The 19,825-nt window shown below is 71.9% G+C and carries 18 protein-coding genes; 14 read left to right on the forward strand and 4 right to left on the reverse strand.

The genetic code is table 11. From position 1 onward, the window contains the following. Window positions 1-9: 9 nt before the first annotated feature. Complete coding sequence (locus DIR46_RS22830; RefSeq protein ID WP_109347279.1) at window positions 10-453, reverse strand: ester cyclase; 444 nt, start codon at window positions 451-453, stop codon at window positions 10-12. 104 nt (window positions 454-557) lie between these two features. On the opposite strand from DIR46_RS22830, the gene DIR46_RS22835 reads away from it, so the two are divergent. Continuing rightward, window positions 558-1,481, forward strand: coding sequence for a LysR family transcriptional regulator (locus DIR46_RS22835; RefSeq protein ID WP_109347280.1), 924 nt, complete (start codon window positions 558-560; stop codon window positions 1,479-1,481). Window positions 1,482-1,715: 234 nt separating this feature from the next. Continuing rightward, window positions 1,716-2,096, forward strand: a complete 381-nt coding sequence (locus tag DIR46_RS22845) for a hypothetical protein (RefSeq protein ID WP_109347281.1) — start codon at window positions 1,716-1,718, stop codon at window positions 2,094-2,096. A gap of 57 nt (window positions 2,097-2,153) precedes the next feature. On the opposite strand, the gene DIR46_RS22850 is transcribed toward DIR46_RS22845, so the two are convergent. Then, a complete protein-coding gene (locus tag DIR46_RS22850) occupies window positions 2,154-2,993 on the reverse strand; it encodes a universal stress protein (protein WP_109347282.1) in 840 nt (279 codons plus the stop codon). A gap of 238 nt (window positions 2,994-3,231) precedes the next feature. Between DIR46_RS22850 and DIR46_RS22855 the strand changes: the two genes are divergently transcribed. From DIR46_RS22855 to DIR46_RS22890, 8 genes are all read left to right on the forward strand, one after another. Further along, on the forward strand, window positions 3,232-3,864 hold the full coding sequence (locus tag DIR46_RS22855) for a thermostable hemolysin (RefSeq protein WP_229446367.1): 633 nt from the start codon (window positions 3,232-3,234) through the stop codon (window positions 3,862-3,864). A gap of 42 nt (window positions 3,865-3,906) precedes the next feature. Then, window positions 3,907-5,295 (forward strand): AMP-binding protein, encoded by a 1,389-nt coding sequence (locus DIR46_RS22860; protein WP_109347283.1) that lies wholly within the window; start codon window positions 3,907-3,909, stop codon window positions 5,293-5,295. Between the two features lie 14 nt (window positions 5,296-5,309). Further along, window positions 5,310-5,981 (forward strand): iron-containing redox enzyme family protein, encoded by a 672-nt coding sequence (locus DIR46_RS22865; RefSeq protein WP_109347284.1) that lies wholly within the window; start codon window positions 5,310-5,312, stop codon window positions 5,979-5,981. Window positions 5,982-5,994: 13 nt separating this feature from the next. Next, a complete protein-coding gene (locus DIR46_RS22870; protein WP_229446368.1) occupies window positions 5,995-6,801 on the forward strand; it encodes an SDR family oxidoreductase in 807 nt (268 codons plus the stop codon). Then, window positions 6,798-7,457 carry a tetratricopeptide repeat protein gene (locus DIR46_RS22875; RefSeq protein WP_229446369.1) on the forward strand — a complete coding sequence of 220 codons (660 nt, stop codon included), beginning with the start codon at window positions 6,798-6,800 and terminating at the stop codon, window positions 7,455-7,457. Before DIR46_RS22870 ends, DIR46_RS22875 begins: the two co-directional genes overlap by 4 nt. Before the next feature lie 25 nt (window positions 7,458-7,482). Continuing rightward, window positions 7,483-8,148: a response regulator transcription factor gene (locus tag DIR46_RS22880; RefSeq protein ID WP_109347286.1), complete on the forward strand. Its 666-nt coding sequence runs from the start codon at window positions 7,483-7,485 to the stop codon at window positions 8,146-8,148. Next, complete coding sequence (locus DIR46_RS22885; RefSeq protein WP_109347287.1) at window positions 8,145-9,536, forward strand: sensor histidine kinase; 1,392 nt, start codon at window positions 8,145-8,147, stop codon at window positions 9,534-9,536. The genes DIR46_RS22880 and DIR46_RS22885 overlap by 4 nt, the downstream gene beginning before the upstream one ends. A 135-nt stretch (window positions 9,537-9,671) precedes the next feature. After that, window positions 9,672-10,010, forward strand: a complete 339-nt coding sequence (locus DIR46_RS22890; protein ID WP_109347288.1) for a DUF1540 domain-containing protein — start codon at window positions 9,672-9,674, stop codon at window positions 10,008-10,010. Between the two features lie 144 nt (window positions 10,011-10,154). On the opposite strand, the gene DIR46_RS22895 is transcribed toward DIR46_RS22890, so the two are convergent. Together DIR46_RS22895 and DIR46_RS22900 are read right to left on the reverse strand one after the other, a co-directional pair. Further along, window positions 10,155-11,837 (reverse strand): L,D-transpeptidase family protein, encoded by a 1,683-nt coding sequence (locus DIR46_RS22895; RefSeq protein WP_109347289.1) that lies wholly within the window; start codon window positions 11,835-11,837, stop codon window positions 10,155-10,157. 23 nt (window positions 11,838-11,860) lie between these two features. Next, window positions 11,861-12,667 carry a lipid-binding SYLF domain-containing protein gene (locus DIR46_RS22900; protein WP_109347290.1) on the reverse strand — a complete coding sequence of 269 codons (807 nt, stop codon included), beginning with the start codon at window positions 12,665-12,667 and terminating at the stop codon, window positions 11,861-11,863. A 261-nt stretch (window positions 12,668-12,928) separates the two neighbouring features. Here DIR46_RS22900 and DIR46_RS22905 point away from each other — a divergent pair, with 261 nt between their 5' ends. From DIR46_RS22905 to DIR46_RS22920, 4 genes are all read left to right on the forward strand, one after another. Further along, window positions 12,929-14,059: an HlyD family secretion protein gene (locus DIR46_RS22905; protein WP_109347291.1), complete on the forward strand. Its 1,131-nt coding sequence runs from the start codon at window positions 12,929-12,931 to the stop codon at window positions 14,057-14,059. A 26-nt stretch (window positions 14,060-14,085) separates the two neighbouring features. After that, window positions 14,086-16,839 (forward strand): ribosome-associated ATPase/putative transporter RbbA, encoded by a 2,754-nt coding sequence (gene rbbA, locus DIR46_RS22910; protein ID WP_205289192.1) that lies wholly within the window; start codon window positions 14,086-14,088, stop codon window positions 16,837-16,839. Between the two features lies 1 nt (window position 16,840). Further along, on the forward strand, window positions 16,841-17,965 hold the full coding sequence (locus DIR46_RS22915; protein ID WP_229446370.1) for an ABC transporter permease: 1,125 nt from the start codon (window positions 16,841-16,843) through the stop codon (window positions 17,963-17,965). A 95-nt stretch (window positions 17,966-18,060) separates the two neighbouring features. Further along, window positions 18,061-19,818, forward strand: a complete 1,758-nt coding sequence (locus tag DIR46_RS22920; RefSeq protein ID WP_229446371.1) for a cation:proton antiporter domain-containing protein — start codon at window positions 18,061-18,063, stop codon at window positions 19,816-19,818. Window positions 19,819-19,825 lie beyond the last annotated feature (7 nt).

A 19,825-nucleotide genomic window follows, 5' to 3' on the forward strand; every position in this document is an offset into this window, starting at 1 on the left:
CTTGCCGGATCAAAGGGAGGGAAAGCGGCCGAGCTGGAGGAACAGGCCGAACCAGTCTTCCATGTGCCAGGTCGTGGTGATGCGTTGACCATCCAGATGGTGGAATTCGTGGATCCTGAAGCTGACCGCTTTGCCGGTGGGCGCGATCCCGAATAATTCGCCCCGATGCGTGCCAGTGATTTCTCCGCGCACGGCGATCTTGCCAGGAAGCTGCACCATGTCGTGAATGACGATCCGCACGTCGGGGAATGCTGCGATGACCTGACGGATGACCGGCTTCATGCCTTCCGGCCCGGGCCCCTGTCCCGGCGCGAGCGGAATGTCCTGCCAGTCGGCGGTGACTGCGGCGTCGATCAGGTCGGGGTTCTTCAAGCTGAAGGCGTCGTAGAGTCGTTCCACGGCGCTGCGCTCGGCGGCCATGCGGCCATCGTCGTTGTGTTGAGGCGTAAGCATCAGATCCTTTCATGAAGCGTCGACGTGTTCGACGCATGGAAAGGATTATCGAAGCGATATAAAATTAATCCAACAAATAGCGCAAATACAGTGATATACAAAATATGGATTTTAATGGCGTCGACCTGAACCTGCTTGCAGCGTTTGATGCACTCATGCAGGAGCGCAACGTGACGCGCGCTGCCGCACGAATGAACGTGAGCCAGCCCGCGATGAGCGCGGCGCTTGGACGCCTGCGCACGCTGTTCGACGACCGCCTGTTCCAGCGCAGCGCGGCCGGGTTGCTGCCGACGCCCCGCGCCAACGAGCTGGCCGGACCGGTGGCCATCGCCCTGCGGCAGATCGGCGCATTGCTCGTTTCGTCAGAGCATTTTGATCCCCGCACGGCGGCATTGAAGTTTGGAATGGGACTGTCCGACTATCCCGCTTTCGTTCTGCTGCCGGCCCTGCTCGAGGCATTGACGCAGGCGGCACCGGCAATCGAGATCGACGTGCACGCCTTTTCGGGACGCGACGAGGCGGTGGCGCTCCTTGACGCCGGCAAGATCGATCTCGCCATCGGGGTCGCGCCCACCCTGCAGGAAAGCCGCATCCTGAGTCGCCAGATCCTGCGCGATGAGTTCGTGACGCTGTTGCGCCGCGACGGCAAGCGCGCGCGCCGCTTGCTGGACCTCGATGCCTATCTGGGTATGCGGCATGTCCTGGTGTCTCCGGAGGGTAGCCGTTATGGGGTCGTCGACCAGGCGCTCGCCGATCATGGCCTGCGTCGCAACGTGCAGGTCACGCTGCCGCACATGTTCGCGGTGCCCGCGCTGCTGCGGCAAACCGACCTGGCGGCGACGCTTCCGCGCCGGGTTGCTCTGCACTCGGCACAGGCCGGGGACCTGTTGATGTTTCCGACGCCAATCTCTTTGCCGCAGATAAGTTTTCACATGATCTGGCACCGGCGCAACGACGAGAACGCGTCGCAGCGCTGGCTGCGCGATCGTGTCGAGGAGGTGGCTGCCACGTTCGCGACGGCGTCATGAGGGCCGGCCGACGCTACCGCGACCTCAGCCGACAGGCCGCGCCGTCAGCCTGTTCCTGAATACGACCCCATCCTTCATGATCACGAGGAGGTTCCGGTCGGGGTCGTCGATCAGGCCGATGTTCGACAATGGGTCTCCGTCGACGAGCAGCAGATCCGCGAGCGCGCCGGGCCCGGGCCGGCCTTGGTGCGCTGGCCCTGCAGGTTCAATCCCCGTACCGTCCTCAACGGCATCGTGTCGCACCAAAACTCGCTGCCGACGCTGCTGGCCGCCGCCGGCCAGCCGCCCGTCAAGCTGCGCGCGCCCAAGCTGTTCAATCTGCGGCGCGACCTCTTCGAGCGCGCCGACCAGCGTTCGAACACCTGTTGGGACTGGTACATCCAGTACGCCTACGCCATCTATGCGATGCAGGGGATGGTCGCGGATCAGATCGAGGCTTTCGAGAAATTGTGGCAGCTGGTCGGCAATGGCACGCTGGCGGCAATGGTGATGGTGCTCATCGGCGCCCTGCTGGCCGGCCACGTGACCGGTCTGCGGTCCGATCCGCATGACAGGGCGCGCGAAGAACAGCATGTGCAAGGCGGCCGCGCGCAGGCACTGCGTGGCGCACGGTGATCCGGTCGGCGCGGCCTGCGCCCACGCACCGAATCGACCGGTGGCGGCAACCGCTTCTCAGTGAGCGAGCAAGAGCGGAATCTGCGCCTGGCTCAGCAACGCACGGGTCGTACCGCCCAGCACCCATTCACGGTAACGGCTGTGGCCATAGGCTCCGGCCACGATGAGTCCGGCGCCGCTCTGCCGGGCCAGCGTCAGCAGTGCCTGGGCTGGCGCCTGGGCGGTTCGCTGCACCACCACCTCGACCTCGACGCGGTGGCGCGCCAGATAGAGCGCCATGTCGGCGCCGGGCTCCTCGCCGTGCAAGCCCGATCGTTCGTCGGGATTGATCAGCGCCAGCGCGACGCGATCGGCGGTGGCGAGGAGGGGCAGGGCGGCGCTCAGGGCGTGCATTGCCTGGATGCTGCCATCCCACCCCGCGACGATGGTGCTGGCGATCGGCGCCGAGCGGTATCCCGCCGGCACCACGAGAATGGGCCGGGGGCAGCGCACGACGAGCTGTTCCGGCAGGTGACGGCGTCCCGGGAAAAGATTGGCGCTGGAAGGCGCGTCCTGGCTCAGCACGACCAGGTCCGCATAGCGCGCCTGCAGTTGCAGGCTGGCGTCGGGCAGGTCGTCCGCCAGCCGCGTTTCCACCGATCCGGCGCCCGCCCGCTGCGCCTGCAGGGCGAAGGCATCCAGCAGCCTGGCGCCGGCCGCGCGCAGCGCGTCGAAGTCGATCAGGGGATGAGGGGCGTTCATCGACCCTGCCGACAGGGACAGGTCGAGCCATGTGATGCCCGTCGATTGGCAGCCGACGAGATGCGAACCCTGCTTTTTGGCGACGATGGCGGCGGCGCGCACCCTGCTTTCCTGCGCAGGGCTGCCGTCGACGTGAACAAGAATGGTTTTATACACGGTGCACTCCTGACCGGCGCCAGGGAACGGGGCCGCTTTGCCAGCATGCGCCGTGCATGACCGTGAACGCTTGCGCTGCCTCAGATCCGCCGACGGTGGCGCGCCGCCAGGGCGGGCCGTGCCGGCGCCACGGATGTCGGGTCGAGCGGGGGGCCGCGTCGGCGCGCGGATGTGCGATTAATCTGACCTTAATGTTCGGCGCATAAGTTGCAGCCTGGAACAACATCAGGAGAACCCCGTGCCGCTTACCCTGCCAACCCCGCCCTGCCGGCCAGGCCACGTGTCCGCCGCGGGCGACGATCGGGCCGACGGCCTGGACGGCCTTGAACTGGTTCCGCCGGGACATCCCGCGCGGCCTGCGCTGGAAGCCTTTATCGGCGCGCAATTTGCCCGCACGTACGGGGCGCGGCTCGCGCATTTCTGCCCCACGCTGGCGGGACACCGCGACGCCGACGGAACGTGGGTCGCGGCGCTGGGTTACACGCCGGCCGCGGATGCCGGCCTGTTCCTCGAGCAGTACCTCGATTTGCCGGTCGAGACCGCCATCGCCGGACACGTCGGCCATCCGGTCGCGCGCGGCGACGTGGTCGAGGTCGGCAATCTGGCCGCCATCGACGCCGGCGCGGGACGCAGGCTGATCGTGGCCATGACGCGCCACCTGCACCGCCAGGGCCTGGCCTGGGTCACCTTCACCGCCACCCGCGCGCTGCTCAATTCGTTCGCGCGGCTGCGGTTGACGCCGTCGGTGCTGGCCGAGGCCGATCCGGCGCGGCTGGCGGACGCCGGGCGCGGCTGGGGCACGTACTACGCCACCCATCCGCAAGTCATGTTCGGCAATATCGGATTCGGCCATGACCATCTGGCGCGCTAACCAGTCCCGCGCCGGCGCCGTGCTGGCGGGGGCCGATTTCTCCTGGAGCGGCGACATGCTCGACGACCGCGTGAACACGCTCGCGCGGCTCCTGCGCGCCACCTGCCGCCCGGGGCGGCGCTGGCGATTCTGGCCGACAACGGGCCGGACTGGATCGCGGTCGACCTTGCCGTGCACGAGGCCGGCATGACGCTGGTGCCGCTGCCGGGCTTCTTCACGCCCGAACAATGGCGCCACGCGCTGGCGGCGGGGGCGGTGGAAGGCATGTTCTGCGCCGACCCGCGCCATGCGGCGCTGCTGGGCTTCGGCGAGCGCGCCGGCGCGACGGGAGCGCTGGCGCTGCACCTCGGCCCGCGGCCGGCGCCCACCGTGCCTCCCGGCGTGCAGAAGGTCACCTTCACCTCCGGCACCACGGCCCAGCCGAAAGGGGTGTGCCTCGGATCGGCGCAGCAATGGGAACTGGCGCGCGTGCTGGCCGGCGAACTGGCCGCGCTGGACATCCGCCGCCACCTCAACCTGCTGCCGCTGGCGGTATTGCTGGAAAACATCGCCGGCGCCTACACCGCCTTGCTGTCGGGCGCGGCGACCATCTGCCTGCCGCTGGCCCAGACCGGCCTGCGCGGTGCGGCCTCGTTCGACCCGGTGCTGTGCCTGGACACGATCGCGCGCACGCGCGCCGAAAGCGTGATCCTGCTGCCGCAGATGCTGCAGGCGCTGGTCGCGGCGGCGCGCGCGGGCGACAGCCGCCTGCACACGCTGAAGTTCATCGCGGTCGGCGGCGCCAGGACGCCGCCGGCCCTGATCGAGGCGGCGCATGCCAAAGGCTTTCCTGTGTACGAGGGCTATGGCCTCTCGGAGTGCGGTTCGGTCGTCTCGCTGAACCTGCCCGGGCAGGCGCGCCACGGCAGCGCCGGGCGCCCGCTGCCGAACCGGCAGGTGCGCATCGCCGCGGACGGCGAGATCGAGGTGGGCGGCGGCGCGATGGCCGGCTACCTCGGCGGGCCGGCCCCGGCGCCGGATGCCTGGATCGGCACGGGCGACCTGGGCCGTCTCGACGCCGACGGCTATCTCCATGTCGACGGCCGCAAGAGCAATGTGCTGGTGACCGCGTATGGCCGCAACGTCTCGCCCGAGTGGCCCGAGACGCTGTTGCTCGGCACCGGCGTGGCGGCCCAGGCGCTGGTCGTGGGCGAGGCGCGTCCCTTCCTGGCGGCGGCCATCGTGCCGGCCCATCCCGACCTGCCCGACGCCGCGATCGCGGCCGCCGTGGCCGGCGTCAACCGCGCATTGCCGGATTACGCGCGCATCGGCGCCTGGTTCCGCAGCGCGCCGTTCGGCGAGGCCGACGGCACCGCCACCGCCAACGGGCGCCTGCGCCGCGCCGCCGCGCGCGCGCGCTGCGCCCCCGAGATCGACCGACTGTATCTTTGATGAAGGAGCAACCCATGCAGTTCTATGACATCCTGTGCCAGCGCACCGGCCCCGACCGCCAGCGATTGTTCGATGTTCCGGTCATCGGCGACGCGCTGCGTGGAGACATCGACCGCGGCCAGTACGTGGCCTTCCTGACCCAGGCCTATCACCACGTCAAGCACACGGCGCCCCTGATGATGGCCTGCGGCAGCCGCCTCGGCGACGAATACGGCTGGCTGCGCCGCGCCGTGGCCGACTACATCGAGGAAGAGATCGGGCACGAGGAATGGATCCTGTCCGACATCGCGGCCTGCGGCGCCGATCCCGACGGCGCGCGCCGTTCGCGTCCGCATCCTGCCACCGAGGTGATGGTGGCCTACGCCTATCACCAGATCGACCGCGGCAACCCGGTCGGCTTCTTCGGCATGGTCCACGTCCTGGAGGGCACCAGCACCGCGCTGGCGACCCAGGCCGCCGGGACGATCCGCCAGGCGCTGGGACTGCCGCAGGACGCGTTCAGCTACCTCACCTCGCACGGCAGCCTCGACCTGGAACACGTCGCCTTCTTCGAAGGCCTGGTGAACCGCCTCGAGCGCGAGGCCGACCGCGAGGCGGTGGTCGATTGTGCGCGCATGATGTACCGCCTGTACGGCGACATCTTCCGCGGCCTGCCCCGGCGCGCCGATGCGCTGGCGGGGGCCTGAGATGGGCGGCCACATGTGGCGCCTGGTCCTCACCGGCGCGTCGGGCGGCATCGGCCAGGCCCTGGCCGAGGCGCTGGCGCCGCGCTGCGCCGCGCTGATGCTGGTCGGGCGCGACGGCCCCGCGCTGGAAGCGCTGCGCGCGCGGCTGGGCCCCGACAAGGTCCGCGTCGTCCAGGGCGACCTGACGCAGGACGCGACGCTGGCCGCGGTGGAGGCCGCAGCCAGGGCGATGGGCGGCGCCGACCTCCTGATCAACAACGCGGGCGTCAACGCCTTCCACGATTTCACGACCCAGGAGCCGGCGGCGCTGCGCGCGCTGCTGGACGTGAACCTGCTGGCGCCGATGCTGCTGACCCAGCGCCTGTTGCCGCAACTGCGCCAGGCGGGGCGCGCCCAGGTGATCAATGTCGGTTCGCTGTTCGGCTACCTGGGCTATCCGGGATTCGCGGGCTATTGCGCCAGCAAGGCCGGCCTGCGCGGCTTCACCCAGGCGCTGCGGCGCGAGCTGGCCGACACCGGCATCGCGGCGCGCCATTTCATCCCGCGCGCGACCCGCACGCCGATCAACGCGGGCGCGGTCGATGCGCTCAACGCCGAAATGGGCGTGGCGGTGGACCAGCCGGGCGACGTGGCGCGCCAGCTACTCGATTTCCTGGACGGGACTGCCTGGGAACGCAAGGCGGGGTTGAGGGAGGCGCTGCTGGTGCTGGTCAACCAGCTGCTGCCGTCCTTGCCGGACCGCGCGATCCGCGGACAGCTCGCCATCATCCAACGACACATGCCGGGCCAGTCCTGGCGCAACAAGAGGAGTGCATCATGAATACCAGCAGGTTCTTTTTCGTCGCCATCGGCGTGTGGATGGCCTTGTCGGGGCTTGCCCTGACCGCGCTGGCCGCTCCGGCCGACGATGCGATCGGTGCGCTGCAGCAGCGCTGGGAGCAGATAAAATACCGCAGCGCCGCTGGCGAGCAGGAGCGTGGTTTCGCCGCCCTGACGGCCGAGGCCGACGCGGCGCTGGCGCGCCACCCCGACAGCGCGCCGCTGCTGATCTGGCACGGGATCATCGTGGCCAGCCACGCAGGCGCCAAGGGCGGCCTCGGCGCGCTCGGCCTGGCGAAAGACGCCCGCAAGGACTTCGAGGCCGCGCTCAAGCGCGATCCGCAAGCCCTGGCCGGATCCGCCTACACCAGCCTCGGCAGCCTGTATTATCAGGTGCCGGGCTGGCCGATCGGCTTCGGCGACGACCGCAAGGCGCAGGACCTGCTGAAGCAGGGGCTGGCGCTCAATCCCGACGGGATCGACGCCAACTACTTCTACGGCGACTACCTGTACCGCAAGGGCGACCTGGACGGCGCCGAGCGTTACCTGCGCAAGGCGTTGCAGGCGGCGCCCCGTCCCGGGCGCAAGCTGGCCGACGAGGGCCGCAGGAGCGAGGCCGAAACGCTGCTGGCGCAGGTCGCGGCCAAGCGCAAGTAACGGTGCATAGCCGGGAAGGGACGGGATGAGGATATTGCTGGTGGAGGACGATGCGTCGCTGGCCTCGGGCCTGCGGCTGGCGCTCGAGCGCGCCGGCTACGCGCTCGAGCATGTGGGGGATGGCGTGGCGGCGGTGGCGGCGCTGGCGCACAACGGCTTCGATCTGGCCATCCTGGACCTGGGCCTGCCGCGCCTGGACGGCGTCGCGGTGCTGGAGCGGGTGCGGCGCGGCGGCAACGCGCTGCCGGTGCTGGTGCTGTCGGCGCGCGACGCCGTGCGCGACCGCATCGCGGCGCTCGACCTGGGCGCCGACGACTACCTGACCAAGCCGTTCGACGTCGACGAGCTGCTGGCCAGGGTCAGGGTGCTGGAACGCCGGCGCGCCGGCCTGCCGGTCAACCAGCTGCGCTTCGGCGACCTCGAGCTCGACCTGGCCGCGATGTCGGTCAGCTGGAAGAACGCGCGCATCGAGCTGCAGCACCGCGAATTCATGCTGCTCAAGCGCCTGGTGGAACAGCCGAACAAGGTCTTCAGCCGCGCCGAGCTCGAGGAATCGCTGTATGGGTGGGGAGAGGGCGTGGCCAGCAATGCGATCGACGTCTATGTGCACCACGTGCGCCGCAAGACCGATCCAGACCTGATCAAGACCGTGCGCGGCCTCGGCTACCGGATCGGGCAGCCCGCCGCATGAGGGCCCGCCGCTATTCCATCCGCAGGCGCCTGATCCGGCGCACGATGGTCTGCATGCTGCTGATTCTTGGCGGCATCTCGCTGGTCGCGCACCTGTTCGCGGGGCACGAATCCGAAGAATTCTTCAGCGCGCGCCTGGCCAGTTCGGCGCGCGTGCTCGAGAGTCTCGTCGCGCACCAGCTCGACACCGCGACCATCGCCGCGCCGATCGAGATTCCGATCCCCGGCCAGGTCGGCCATCACGGCGGAGCGAGCGCCTACGGCCATCCTTACGAACACAAGATCGCGTTCCAGGTCTGGAGCGCCGAAGGCCGGCTGCTGGCCCGTTCGGCATCGGCGCCGGTGACGCCGTTCGCGCCCCTGGCGGCCGGCTTCAGCAGCAAGCGGGTGGACGGCGACCTGTGGCAGGCCTTCGCGCTGCGCTCGGGCGGCGTCTGGGTCCTGGTCGCCGAAAAGGACGAGGTGCGCGAAGAGATGGTCGAACAGCTGGCCGCCTCGGTGCTGGGGCCGGTGGTGGTCGGCGGCCTCCTGCTGGCGCTGGTGGTCAACCTGGTGCTGTCGGCCAACCTGGCGCCGCTGCGCGGCCTGGCCGATGCGATCGCACGGCGCGAGCCGGAGTCGCTGGCCCCGGTCGAGTTGTCCGACCTGCCCGAGGAGCTGGCGCCGGTGGTCGACGAACTCAACAGCCTGCTGGCGCGCGTACGCGCCGCCTTCGAGCGCGAGCAGCAGTTCATCGACGCCGCCGCGCATGAGATTCGCACCCCGATCGCCGCCGTGCAATTGCATGTGCAAAACGCCCTGCGCGCGGCCGACGCCGCCGAACGCGACGGGTCGCTGGACGAGGCGGTGCGTGCGCTGCGGCGCACCACCCAGCTGGCCGAGCAGCTGCTGACGTTCAGCCGCCTGGCCTCCGGCACCGACCTGGCGCTGCGGCGCCGGGTGTCGCTGGCGGAGGTCTGCCGCGAGGTGATCGCCCTGGAGGAGCCGCTGCTCGACCGCCGGGGCCAGTCGCTCGGGCTCGACGCCCCCTGCGACTGCGCGGTCGCCGGGGATCCGTATCGCCTGCAGCAACTGCTGCGCAATCTGATCGACAACGCCTCGCAGCACGGAATGGCGCAGGGCGACGTCGACGTGTCCATCGCCTGCGGCGACGGGGTGGCGCTGCTGCGGGTGGCGAACGACGGCGCGCCGGTGCCCGATCATGAATGCGAGAACGTGTTCCGGCCCTATTACCGGCTGAGGCCGGGCGGCGGGCAGGGGGCGGGGCTCGGGCTGAGCATCGTCAGGGAAATCGCCGGCCAGCATGGGGCCACGGTCGCGCTCGCGCGCAAAGCGGATGGACAAGGCTGCGTGGTCACCGTGGCGTTTCCGGCATGGGTAGCGGAGTGATCCCGGGATGCAAGTCTGCTCACGGTGTTGGTCACTGATCCAGATCAAGGGAATATGGATTTCTTCGGCAAGTGGCGCCTGCGGCGCGTCTAAGTAATTTCACTTCATCTCCTGTTTCACCGAAGGGAGTTCATCATGGAAACGATTTCCATCGAGCTGACGCTCGTCAGCGCCTGCTTCGTCGGCGAGTGTGCCTATAACGCGCATGGCGGTTGCCACGCGCGGGCGATCACGATCGGGAACGGGGTGCATCCGGGATGCGACACCTGCCTGACCGCGACGCCGCATGCCAGGTCCACGGAGCGCCGTGCCGGCGTGGGCGCCTGCAAGATGTCGGCTTGCTGGCATAACGACGACTACGAGTGTACGGCCGAAAAGATCGCGGTCGGCCACGGCGCCGAAGGAGCCTGCTGCCTGACGTTCCAGCAGCGCGCGCTTCCCGCGGCGCCGGCGCGCGACCGTCCGCATACCTGAAGCCGCCGGGAGGGCGCCCTCGCGGGCTGCCCCAGGGCGGGCAGGATGCGGTCGCCGACGTCCTGGGCCGCCTGCGCATCCGGATCGGCCTGCGTTCGTGGGCCCGTGGGCAGACCACAGCGTGGCGGGTGGAGCGGCGCTGATTCATGCCGGCGGTCGCCAGCGCAAGCCCACGGCATGCGCCGCGCCCGCGCGCGGCGGCGCTTTCAGCAGGTCGATCAGACCGGGGTCGCGCCGGTAGATGTCGTCGGCGAACAGCACGCGCCCATGCCGGTCGATCATGGCGGTGGCGTAGAAGAGGATGACGGGCACCGGCGCCGGCAGCGGCACGACCAGATTGCGCCCGCCCGCGATGGCGGCTTCGACGCCGCCCGCGCGCCACGCCGGCGCCGCGTCGAGCACGAAATGCGCCAGGCCGACCGGATCCTCGACCCGGATGCAGCCATGGCTCAGGTCGCGCCGCGCGCGGCCGAACAGGGCCGGCGTTGCGGTGCCGTGCAGGTAGATGTTCATCGGGTTGGGCAGCGCGAACTTGACCGCGCCCAGCACGTTGCGCGGCCCGGGCCGCTGGCGCAGCCTGAGCGCGCCGGAGCGCAGGCCCGCCAGCAGCGCGCCGCCTGACGCCGGCGCCGCCGTCCCGGACGGCCCGAGCGCCTCCATGTCGTTGTCGCGCAGGTAGGCGGGGTCGCGCGCGATCCTCGGCATGATCTCGCCCATCAGTATGCTGCGCGGCACGTTCCAGTAGGGATTGAACTCGACGTGGCGCATCTGGCCGAGGAACTGGGGCGTGGGCGTGCCGGCGGCCTTGCCGACGATGATGCGCATCTCGAGCGGTGCGGCCGACCCGCCGCGGTCGAACGCCCACAGGCGGTAGGCCGGCAGGTTGACGACCACGGCGGGTCCGTCCGGCAGGCGCGGCAGCCAGCGCAGTCGCTCCAGCGTCAGCGCGAGCTGGTCGACCCGGTGGTCAAGCGGGACCGCCAGCGCCTCCAGGGTGGCCGGCCCCAGCACGCCATCCGGCGCCAGGCCATGGCGCATCTGGAAACGGCGCAGCGCCTGCGCCAGCGCCTCGGTGTAGCGGTCGGCGTCGTGTGCGGACGCCTCGGCGCCGGGGGGCAGGTCGCCCAGCAGCAGCAGGCGCTCGCGCAGCTGCGCGGCGCCGTCGTAGCGGGCGCCGGGCGCCAGGCCGGATGCGGCGACCGGCGGCAGCGCGAAGGGCCCAGGAGCGCGGCGCGCCAGCTCCCGGTAGTGGCGCAGCGATGCGCGCACCCGCTCATAGGGAGGAATGGCGGGCGCGGCGTCGCGCACCGCCTGTGCCAGCCGTCCCTCGCCGGCCGCCGCCGCGAGGTGGCGCGCGGCATCGAACGGGGCCGGGTCGGCGTAGCGCGCCCGCCTGGATGGGGGGATGCGGCCGCCATGCAGGTCGGTCACGAAGGCGCGCATGGCCGCACCGAGGTCGCGTTCGAATTGCGCCGCCGCGTCGGGCCCATCGATTTGCGGCATGCGGCGCGCCAGCGCATCCAGGCCGTAATGCGCCGGATCGAGGCCGTCGTCGGCGGCGCCCGCGAGCAGGCCGAGCGCAGAGCGCGCAAGCGCTTGCCCGTCCGCCAGCCACGCGGGTTCTTGCTCTTGCGCTTGCGCCGGCGCAGGCCGGCAGGCATCGCCGGCGCCCGCGGCGCACGGCGCCTGGGCGGCGCCCGGCAGGCGCGCCGGCACGGTGGCCCACCCCGATGGCGGGAGCAGGGTGAGCAGGGCGAGCAGGGCGTGCAGGGCGTGCAGAGTGCGGCCGGCTCGGGCGGCAGCGCGCGGCAGTTGCGGTCGCGCCATGGCCGACTCGCAAAATGCTGCGGCTAGCGCGGCGACGTCCGCGCGTCGGCCCCGCCAAGCGCCTTGCGCAGCGCCGCCGCCTGGTCGATGTTCTGTTCGCGTTCCAGCACCTGGCGCGCGCTCAGCGCCTGGCCATAGTAGGCGTCGGTCAGGCCCTGGTTGAAGCGGATGTCCTGGATGGCAACCGTCAAGGCATTCGCGAATAGCCCCTTGGACCCGGACCAGGCCACGATGTCGCCGCCTGTCGACCCCTCGGCCAGGCGCGCATAAGTGACGATCGTCAATCCGGCGTCGGCGCTGATCGAAAAATTGTTCTTGCTGCGGAAGTGGTCGACCGCGCGCTGGTTCATGAGGACGAAGGCCACCGGACCGGTCTCGGCGCCGGCCTGCAGGCCGATGCCGATGGCTCCGGTGTTGAAGAATGCGGGGTCGCCCCAGCTGCCGTCGGCGCGGCGCGCCAGCAGGACGCCGGCGCCGCCCTCCGCGCCGACCCCCAGCGCGGCGCGCCCGTAGCGGGGAAGGATGTAGACGCCGCGTGCGCGCTTGAGCAGCGCGGCCAGCTTGGGATCCGCGGCCATCGTCTGGGCGGCCCTGGCGGCATCGTCGACGTGGCGGGCGGCGGTCTGCTTGCGCTGCGCCTCGCTGGCGCCGGTGACGGTGGGCTGCGCGTCGGGCGCGCCGGCGGTGGATGCCGGGGCCTGCGCGAACGCAGGCAGCGCCGTGCACAGCACGGCGAGCAGGGCCCGGCGCAGACTCCGGCGCGCCCGCGACGGCGGGAGCGGGGGACGTGCGCGGACGGTATCGGGCGTGGGGGGCATGGATGGGTTCATGAAAACCTCCGGAGTCAGGGGTGCCGCGCGGTGCGCGCCAGAGGTGCAGGATAGTCGGGGAGAACGACGACGCCTTGATGTCGCTCAGTTGGATATTTGCGTTGTCCGTTTGAGGCAACCGATCGTGCCGACAGCCGCGCGGCGGCGTCGCCTCATTCGCTTCATTGATCCACACTAAATGCGCGCCTGTGCATTTCGCGCCTGGCGCCGGTCTATCTTCTTCAGGGCCGATGCGCGGGAGGATATGTGGACGAGGTACAAATGCGATCCGAAGCGGCCGGAGCGCGGCCGGCCGCCGCCGAGCCTGGGCCGCCGCCCGCTTGGCGGCGCTGGCGAACGCGCATCGCCGCCGCGCTGCTGGCCGCGCTGGTTGCCGCCGCCGGCCTGTATGCGTGGCGCGCCACCCGTCCGGCCGCGCCCGGCGCCGGCTTCGTCAGCGGCAACGGCCGCGTCGAGGCGGTCGAGGTCGACGTCGCGACCGAGCAGCCGGGCCGGGTCGCCGCGGTGCTGGTGGACGAAGGCGACCTGGTGCGGGCCGGCCAGGTGGTGGCCCTGATGGACCTGGCCACGCTGCAGGCCGAGCGGCTGGAGGCGCTGGCGCGTGAACGGCAGGCGCGCGACGCCGTGGCCGAAAGCCTGGCGGCGCTGGCCATGCGGCGCAGCGACGAGGCTGCGGCGGCGGCGCTCGTGGTCCAGCGCGAGAGCGAGCTCGACGCCGCCCGGCGCCGCCTGGCGCGCTCGGCCACGCTGGCCGAGCGCGGGGCCGCCGCGGCGCAGGAGCTCGACGACGACCGCGCGCGCGCGGCCGGCGTGGCCGCCGCGGTCGATGCCGCCCGGGCGCAACGCGCCGCCGCGCGCGCCGCGGTGGACGCCGCCCGGGCCCAGACCGTGGGCGCCCGCTCGGCGGTCGAGGTGGCGGCCGCGGCCACCGCGCGCATCGACGCCGCGCTGGGCGAAGGCGTGCTGACCGCGCCGCGCGCCGGCCGCATCCAGTACCGCGTGGCGCAGCCGGGCGAGGTGCTGCCGGGCGGAGGCGCCGTGCTCAACCTGATCGACCTGACCGATGTGTACATGACGTTCTTCGTGCCGGAAACCGTGGCCGGTCGCGTGGCGCTGGGCGCCGAGGTGCGCCTGCGGCTGGATGCGGCCCCGCGCTTCGTGGTGCCGCCCAGCGTGACCTACGTTGCCAGTGCGGCCCAGTTCACGCCCAAGTCGGGCGAGACGGCGAGCGAACGGCAGAAGCTCATGTTCCGGGTCAAGGCCCAGGTCGACCGTGCGACGCTGGCGCGGCATGCCGATTACGTGAAGGCGGGCGTGCCGGGCGTGGCCTGGCTGCGGCTGGACCCGGCCCAGCCCTGGCCGGCCGCGCTGGCCTTGCCGGCGCCGCCATGACCGGCTCCGCCATGACCGGCTCCACCATGACCGGCGCCACCATGACCGGCGCCGCCGCTCCCGTGGCGCGGGTGTCCGGCCTGACGATGCGCTACGGGCGCACGCTGGCGCTGGACGGGATCGACCTGGCGCTGCCGTGCGCCGCCGTCACCGGCGTGATCGGGCCGGACGGCGCGGGCAAGACCAGCCTGCTGGCGGTGCTGGCCGGCGCCCGCCGCATCCAGCACGGCGCCGTCCAGGTGCTGGGCGGCGACATGCGCCTCGCATCCTTCCGCGCCGACGCCTGCCGGCGCATCGCCTACATGCCCCAGGGTCTCGGCCCCAACCTGCTGCCGGCCCTGTCGGTCCGAGAAAACCTGGACTTCTTCGCGCGCCTGTTCGGACTCGGCGCCGGCGCGCGCGGCCCGCGCATCGCCGCGCTGGCGCGCAGCCTGGGACTGTGGAGCTTCCTCGACCGTCCGGCCGGCCAGCTGTCGGGCGGCATGAAGCAGAAGCTGGGCCTGTGCTGCGCCCTGGTGCACGACCCGGAGCTCCTGATCCTGGACGAGCCCACCACCGGCGTCGACCCGCTGTCGCGCGCCCGGTTCTGGGAACTCATCGGGGCCATCCGCCGCGCCCGCCCGGTGCTGAGCGTGCTCGTGGCCACCGCCTACATGGACGAGGCGCGCGGTTTCGATCACCTGGTGGCGCTCGACGCCGGGCGCGTCCTGGCCCAGGGCAGCCCGGCCGCGCTGCTCGAACGCAGTGGCGCCGCGACCCTCGAACAGGCGTTCGCGCGCCTGTCGCCGGCGGCGCGCGGCGCGGCCACTGGGCTGCCGCCGGCATCGCCGCCTTGCGCACCGGCGCCGCCCGGCCAGGCGCCGCCCGCGATCGAGGCCGAGGGGCTGTGGCGGCGCTTCGGCGCCTTCGTCGCGGTGCGCGACCTGAACCTGCGCGTCGCGCGCGGCGAGATCTTCGGGTTCATCGGTTCGAACGGCTGCGGCAAGAGCACCACGATGAAGATGCTGACCGGCCTGCTGGCGCCCAGCGGCGGCCGCGCCCGCCTGTTCGGGCAAGCGCTGCGGCCTGCCGATGCCGCTACCCGGCGCCGGATCGGCTACATGTCGCAGGGCTTTTCGCTGTACCGGGAGCTCAGCGTGCGCCAGAACCTGCTGCTGCATGCGCGCCTGTTCGGCCTGGCCGGGCGCGACGCGGCGGTCCGCTGCGCCGCGATGGCGCGCCGCTTTGGGCTGGAGCCGGTGCTGGACGCGCTGCCGGGACGCCTGCCTCCCGGCATGCGCCAGCGCCTGGCGCTGGCGGTGGCGCTGGTGCATGGACCCGAACTCCTGATCCTGGACGAGCCGACGTCCGGTGTCGATCCTGCCGCGCGCGAAGGATTCTGGGAACAGATGCAGCGCCTGTCGCGCCAGGAGGGCGTGACGATCTTCGTGTCCACCCACTTCATGGCCGAGGCCGAACGCTGCGACCGCGTCGCGCTGATGCACGCAGGCCGGATCCTCGCGACCGGCACGCCCGACGCGCTGCGCGCCGCGCGCGCGGCGGCGACGCTGGAAGAAGCCTTCGTCGGCTGGCTGCGCGACGCCGGCGACGACGCCGAAGGCGTCGCCGCGCCGCCGGCGCTGCCGCCAGCGGCGCCGCGCGGCGCGTCCGGCGGCGCCCACCGCTGGCGCCGGACCGCGGCCTGCTGCTGGCGCGAAGCGCTCGAGCTGCGGCGCGATCCGGTGCGCGCGGCGCTGGCTGCGCTCGGCTCGCTGCTGCTGATGATCGTGATCGGCTACGGCATCGACATGGACGTCGAAGACCTGCGCTACGCGGTGCTCGACCGCGACCAGAGCGTGCTCAGCCGCGATTACGCGCTGAACCTGTCGGGTTCGCGCTACTTCGTCGAGCGTCCGGCGCTGTCCGGATACGACGACCTCGACCGGCGCATGCGTTCCGGCGAACTGGCGCTGGCGCTCGAGATTCCGCCCGGCTTCGGCCGCGCCGTGGCGCGCGGCCGGCCCGCCGAGGTCGGCGCCTGGATCGACGGCGCCAATCCGGTACGCGCCGAAACCGTGGACGCCTACGTGCAGGGCATGCACGCCCAGTGGCTGGCCGGGGCGGCCGCCCGGCGCCGCGCCGCCGAGGCCCCGGCGCACGCCGAGGTCGAGACGCGCTTTCGCTACAATCCCGACCTGCGCAGCCTGCCGGCCATGGCGCCGGCGATCATCGCGCTCCTGCTGCTCAACCTGCCCGCGATGCAGGCGGCGCTGGCGGTCGTGCGCGAGAAGGAGCTGGGATCGATCGTCAACCTGTATGTCACGCCGCTGCGGCGCAGCGAGTTCGTGCTCGGCAAGCAGGCGCCCTACGTGGCGCTCGCGATGGTCAACGCGGCGCTGATGACGCTGCTGGCCGTGGCCGGCATGGGCGTGCCGTTCAAGGGCAGCCCCGCCGCCTTCGCCGCCGCCGTGTTCCTGTTCTGCATCTGCTCGACCGGCATCGGGCTGCTGGCGTCGGCCTTCACGCGCAGCCAGATCGCGGCCATCTTCCTGACCATGATCGGCACCATGGTGCCGGCCATCCAGTATGCCGGTCTGATCAACCCCGTAACGTCGCTCGAGGGGGCCGGACGCGCGGTCGGCGAAGCCTATCCGGCGTCGCACATGCTGACCGTGTGCCGCGGCGTGTTCGGCAAGGCGCTGGGCATGCGCGAGCTCGGGCCCGAATTCCTGGCCCTGCTGGCGGCGATCCCGGTCATCGTCGGCCTGGCCATCGCGTTGCTGCCGAAGCAGGAGCGCTAGCGTGGCGGCCGCGCTGGGCACGATCTGGCGCCTGGGCGTCAAGGAGCTGTGGAGCCTGGCGCGCGATCCGGTCATGCTGGCGCTGGTGGTCTACGCCTTCAGCGGCGGCGTGTACATGGCGGCGACGGCCCAGCCCGACACCCTGAGCCGGGCCACGCTGGCCATCGTCGACGAGGATCGCTCCCCCTTGTCGCTGCGCATCCGCGGCGCCTTCGCGCCGCCGCAGTTCATGGCGCCGGAGCTGGTCGACCTGGACCAGGCCGACGCCCTGCTCGATCGCGGGCGCGCCACCTTCGTGCTGGTGATCCCGGCCGGCTTCCAGCGTCGCGTCCTGTCCGGGCGCCAGGCGGCCCTGCAGCTGAACGTGGACGCCACCCGCATGAGCCAGGCCTTCAGCGGCAGCGGCTACGTGCGCCAGATCGCGCTGGACGAGGTGGATACCTTCGTCGCCGGCGTGCGCCGGCCCGCGCCGCAGCCGGTGGCGCTGGCGCTGCGCGCGCGGTTCAATCCGACCCGCGCCCCGAGCTGGTTCGGCGGCCTGATGGAGCTGGTCAACAACGTCACGATGCTGTCGGTGGTGCTGGCTGGCGCCGCACTGATCCGCGAACGCGAGCATGGCACCGTCGAGCACCTGCTGGCGATGCCCGTGCGGCCGGCCGAGATCATGCTGGCCAAGCTGTGGTCGACGGCGCTGGTCGTCCTGGGAGCGACCATGCTGGCGCTGCTGGGCATCCTGGGCACGCTGCTCGGGGTCGGCCTGGCCGGCTCGGTGGGACTGTTCGCCGCCGTGACCTGCCTGCACCTGTTCGCCACCACCTCGCTCGGCATCCTGATGGCGACCCTGGCGCGCGGCATGGCCCAGTTCGGCCTGCTGGTGATCCTGGTGCTGTTGCCGCTAGAAATGCTGTCCGGCGCCAACACCCCACGCGAGGGCATGCCGGCGCTGCTGCGCGAGCCGATGCTGCTGGCGCCGACCACCCATTACGTCGAAGCGAGCCAGGCGATCCTGTTCCGCGGCGCCGGGCTGGAGGCGGTATGGCGCCCAGCCCTGGCGCTGCTGGGCATCGGGGCGACCCTGTTCGGCATCGCGCTGGTCCGCTTCGGCGGCGCGATGCGGCGCGCTTGAGCGGCCAGCCGGGCCCATCGGGCTTGGCCGGAGCGCCTGCTTATCGCTTAGAATCGGAGGCGATACCGGCCTTGCCGTCCTTCGAAGGAACGTCCGTGCACGACACCCCCGTCTTTCCCTTCCTGCGCGAGATACTGCTGTTCCTGATCCTGGCGGGCGTGCTCGTGCCGACCCTGCAGCGCCTGCGCGTCAACCAGGTGCTCGGCTTCCTCGCGGTCGGCGTCCTGCTGGGCCCGTTCACCGCCGGGCCGCTGGCCGGCGCGCCGCCATGGCTGGCCGCGCTGGCGTTTCCTGCCGGGCCGGGCGTGTCCCTGCTGGCCGAGATCGGCGTGCTGTTCCTGATGTTCACGGTCGGCCTGGAACTCACGGCGGGCCGCCTGTGGTCGATGCGGCGCTGGGTGTTCGGCGCCGGCAGCGCCCAGGTCGTGCTCACGGCGTGCGTGCTCGGCGCCGCGCTGTTCGCCTGGGGCCTGTCCGGCGCCGCCGCGGCGATCCTCGGCCTGACGCTGGCGCTGTCCTCGACCGCCGTCGTCATGCAGCTCATGCGCCAGCAACACATGACCGGCAGCGCGCTCGGCCAGGCGGTGTTCTCGGTCCTGATGCTGCAGGACCTGGCGGTGGCGCCGCTCCTGATCCTGACCGGGGCGCTGGCGCACGGCGCCGGCGTTTCCGGCGCCGATGTCGCCTTGAAGGCGGCCGGCGCCATCGCCAGGGCGGCGCTGGCGCTGGCCCTGATCTGGCTGGCGGGCCGCAAGCTCGTGCACCCGCTGTTTCGCGCCCTGGCCCGCACCCGCCAGCCGGACACCTTCATGGCGCTCATCCTGCTCACGACCTTCGGTCTCGCCGCCCTGGCGGGCGCGGCCGGCCTGTCGATGGCGCTGGGCGCCCTGGTCGCCGGCCTGCTGCTGGCCGAGACCGAGTTCAGACACGAGGTCGAGTTGATGGTGGAGCCGTTCCGGGGCTTACTCATGGGCCTGTTCTTCATGACGGTGGGCATGACCATCGACCTGCGCCTGGCGCTCGCGACGCCGTGGTTGGTGGCCGGAGCCGTCGCCGCCCTGGTGCTGCTCAAGAGCGCCGTCGCCTTCCTGCTGCTGCGCGCCGGCGGTCTGCCGTGGGGCCGCGCGGCCGAGGGCGGCCTGATGCTCGGGCAGGGCGGCGAGTTCGCCTTCGTCGTGATCGCTTACGCCATCGGCGTCGGGGTGCTGGCGCCAGCGGCGGGCGCAATGGCCACGCTGGTGGTGGGCCTGTCGCTGTTCCTCACGCCGGTGCTGGCGCGGCTCGGCCGCCTGCTGGGCGACCGTGCCGAGCCCCATGGGCCCGGCCTGGCGGACGGCGCCGGCGAGCAGGCCCCGACGGAGGAGTCCCGGGTCGTCATCGCCGGCTTCGGCCGCGTGGGCCAGCAACTGGGCAAGCTGCTGGCGGCGCAAGACATCCGGTACGTGGCCGTCGAGGCCGATGCGGCGCTGGTGGCGCGCCTGCGCGCCGGCGGGCTGCCGGTCTGGTTCGGCAACGCCGCCCGCGCCGACCTGCTGCGCAAGCTGCATGCGGGCGCGGCGCCGGCGATCGTGCTGACGATGGACGAGCCGGGGGCGGCGCTGCTGGCGGTGCGCGGCATCCGGCGCGAACTGCCGCATGCGCGCCTGTTCGTCCGCGCGCGCGACGAGGCGCATGCCCGTGCGCTGCGCCTGGCCGGCGCCAGCGTGGTCGTGCCCGAGACGCTCGAGGCCAGCCTGCAGCTGTCCGCCTTCGTGCTGGAGGCGGTCGGCGTGGACGAGCGCCTGGTCGAAGAGATCGTCGGGCGCGAGCGCGACCTGTTCGCGGCCGGGCTGCCGCAATCGCGCCTGCCCTGACCTGGCC

It is taken from the genome of Massilia oculi, from assembly GCF_003143515.1.
Lineage (GTDB): Bacteria > Pseudomonadota > Gammaproteobacteria > Burkholderiales > Burkholderiaceae_D > Telluria > Telluria oculi.

Coding starts and splice junctions, on each gene's coding strand:
- DIR46_RS22830 (WP_109347279.1), bottom strand. CDS start 453: ATGCTTACGCCTCAACACAACGACGATGGCCGCATGGCCGCCGAGCGC.
- DIR46_RS22835 (WP_109347280.1), top strand. CDS start 558: ATGGATTTTAATGGCGTCGACCTGAACCTGCTTGCAGCGTTTGATGCA.
- DIR46_RS22865 (WP_109347284.1), top strand. CDS start 5,310: ATGCAGTTCTATGACATCCTGTGCCAGCGCACCGGCCCCGACCGCCAG.
- DIR46_RS22870 (WP_229446368.1), top strand. CDS start 5,995: ATGTGGCGCCTGGTCCTCACCGGCGCGTCGGGCGGCATCGGCCAGGCC.
- DIR46_RS22875 (WP_229446369.1), top strand. CDS start 6,798: ATGAATACCAGCAGGTTCTTTTTCGTCGCCATCGGCGTGTGGATGGCC.
- DIR46_RS22880 (WP_109347286.1), top strand. CDS start 7,483: ATGAGGATATTGCTGGTGGAGGACGATGCGTCGCTGGCCTCGGGCCTG.
- DIR46_RS22885 (WP_109347287.1), top strand. CDS start 8,145: ATGAGGGCCCGCCGCTATTCCATCCGCAGGCGCCTGATCCGGCGCACG.
- DIR46_RS22890 (WP_109347288.1), top strand. CDS start 9,672: ATGGAAACGATTTCCATCGAGCTGACGCTCGTCAGCGCCTGCTTCGTC.
- DIR46_RS22895 (WP_109347289.1), bottom strand. CDS start 11,837: ATGGCGCGACCGCAACTGCCGCGCGCTGCCGCCCGAGCCGGCCGCACT.
- DIR46_RS22900 (WP_109347290.1), bottom strand. CDS start 12,667: ATGAACCCATCCATGCCCCCCACGCCCGATACCGTCCGCGCACGTCCC.
- DIR46_RS22905 (WP_109347291.1), top strand. CDS start 12,929: ATGCGATCCGAAGCGGCCGGAGCGCGGCCGGCCGCCGCCGAGCCTGGG.
- rbbA (WP_205289192.1), top strand. CDS start 14,086: ATGACCGGCGCCACCATGACCGGCGCCGCCGCTCCCGTGGCGCGGGTG.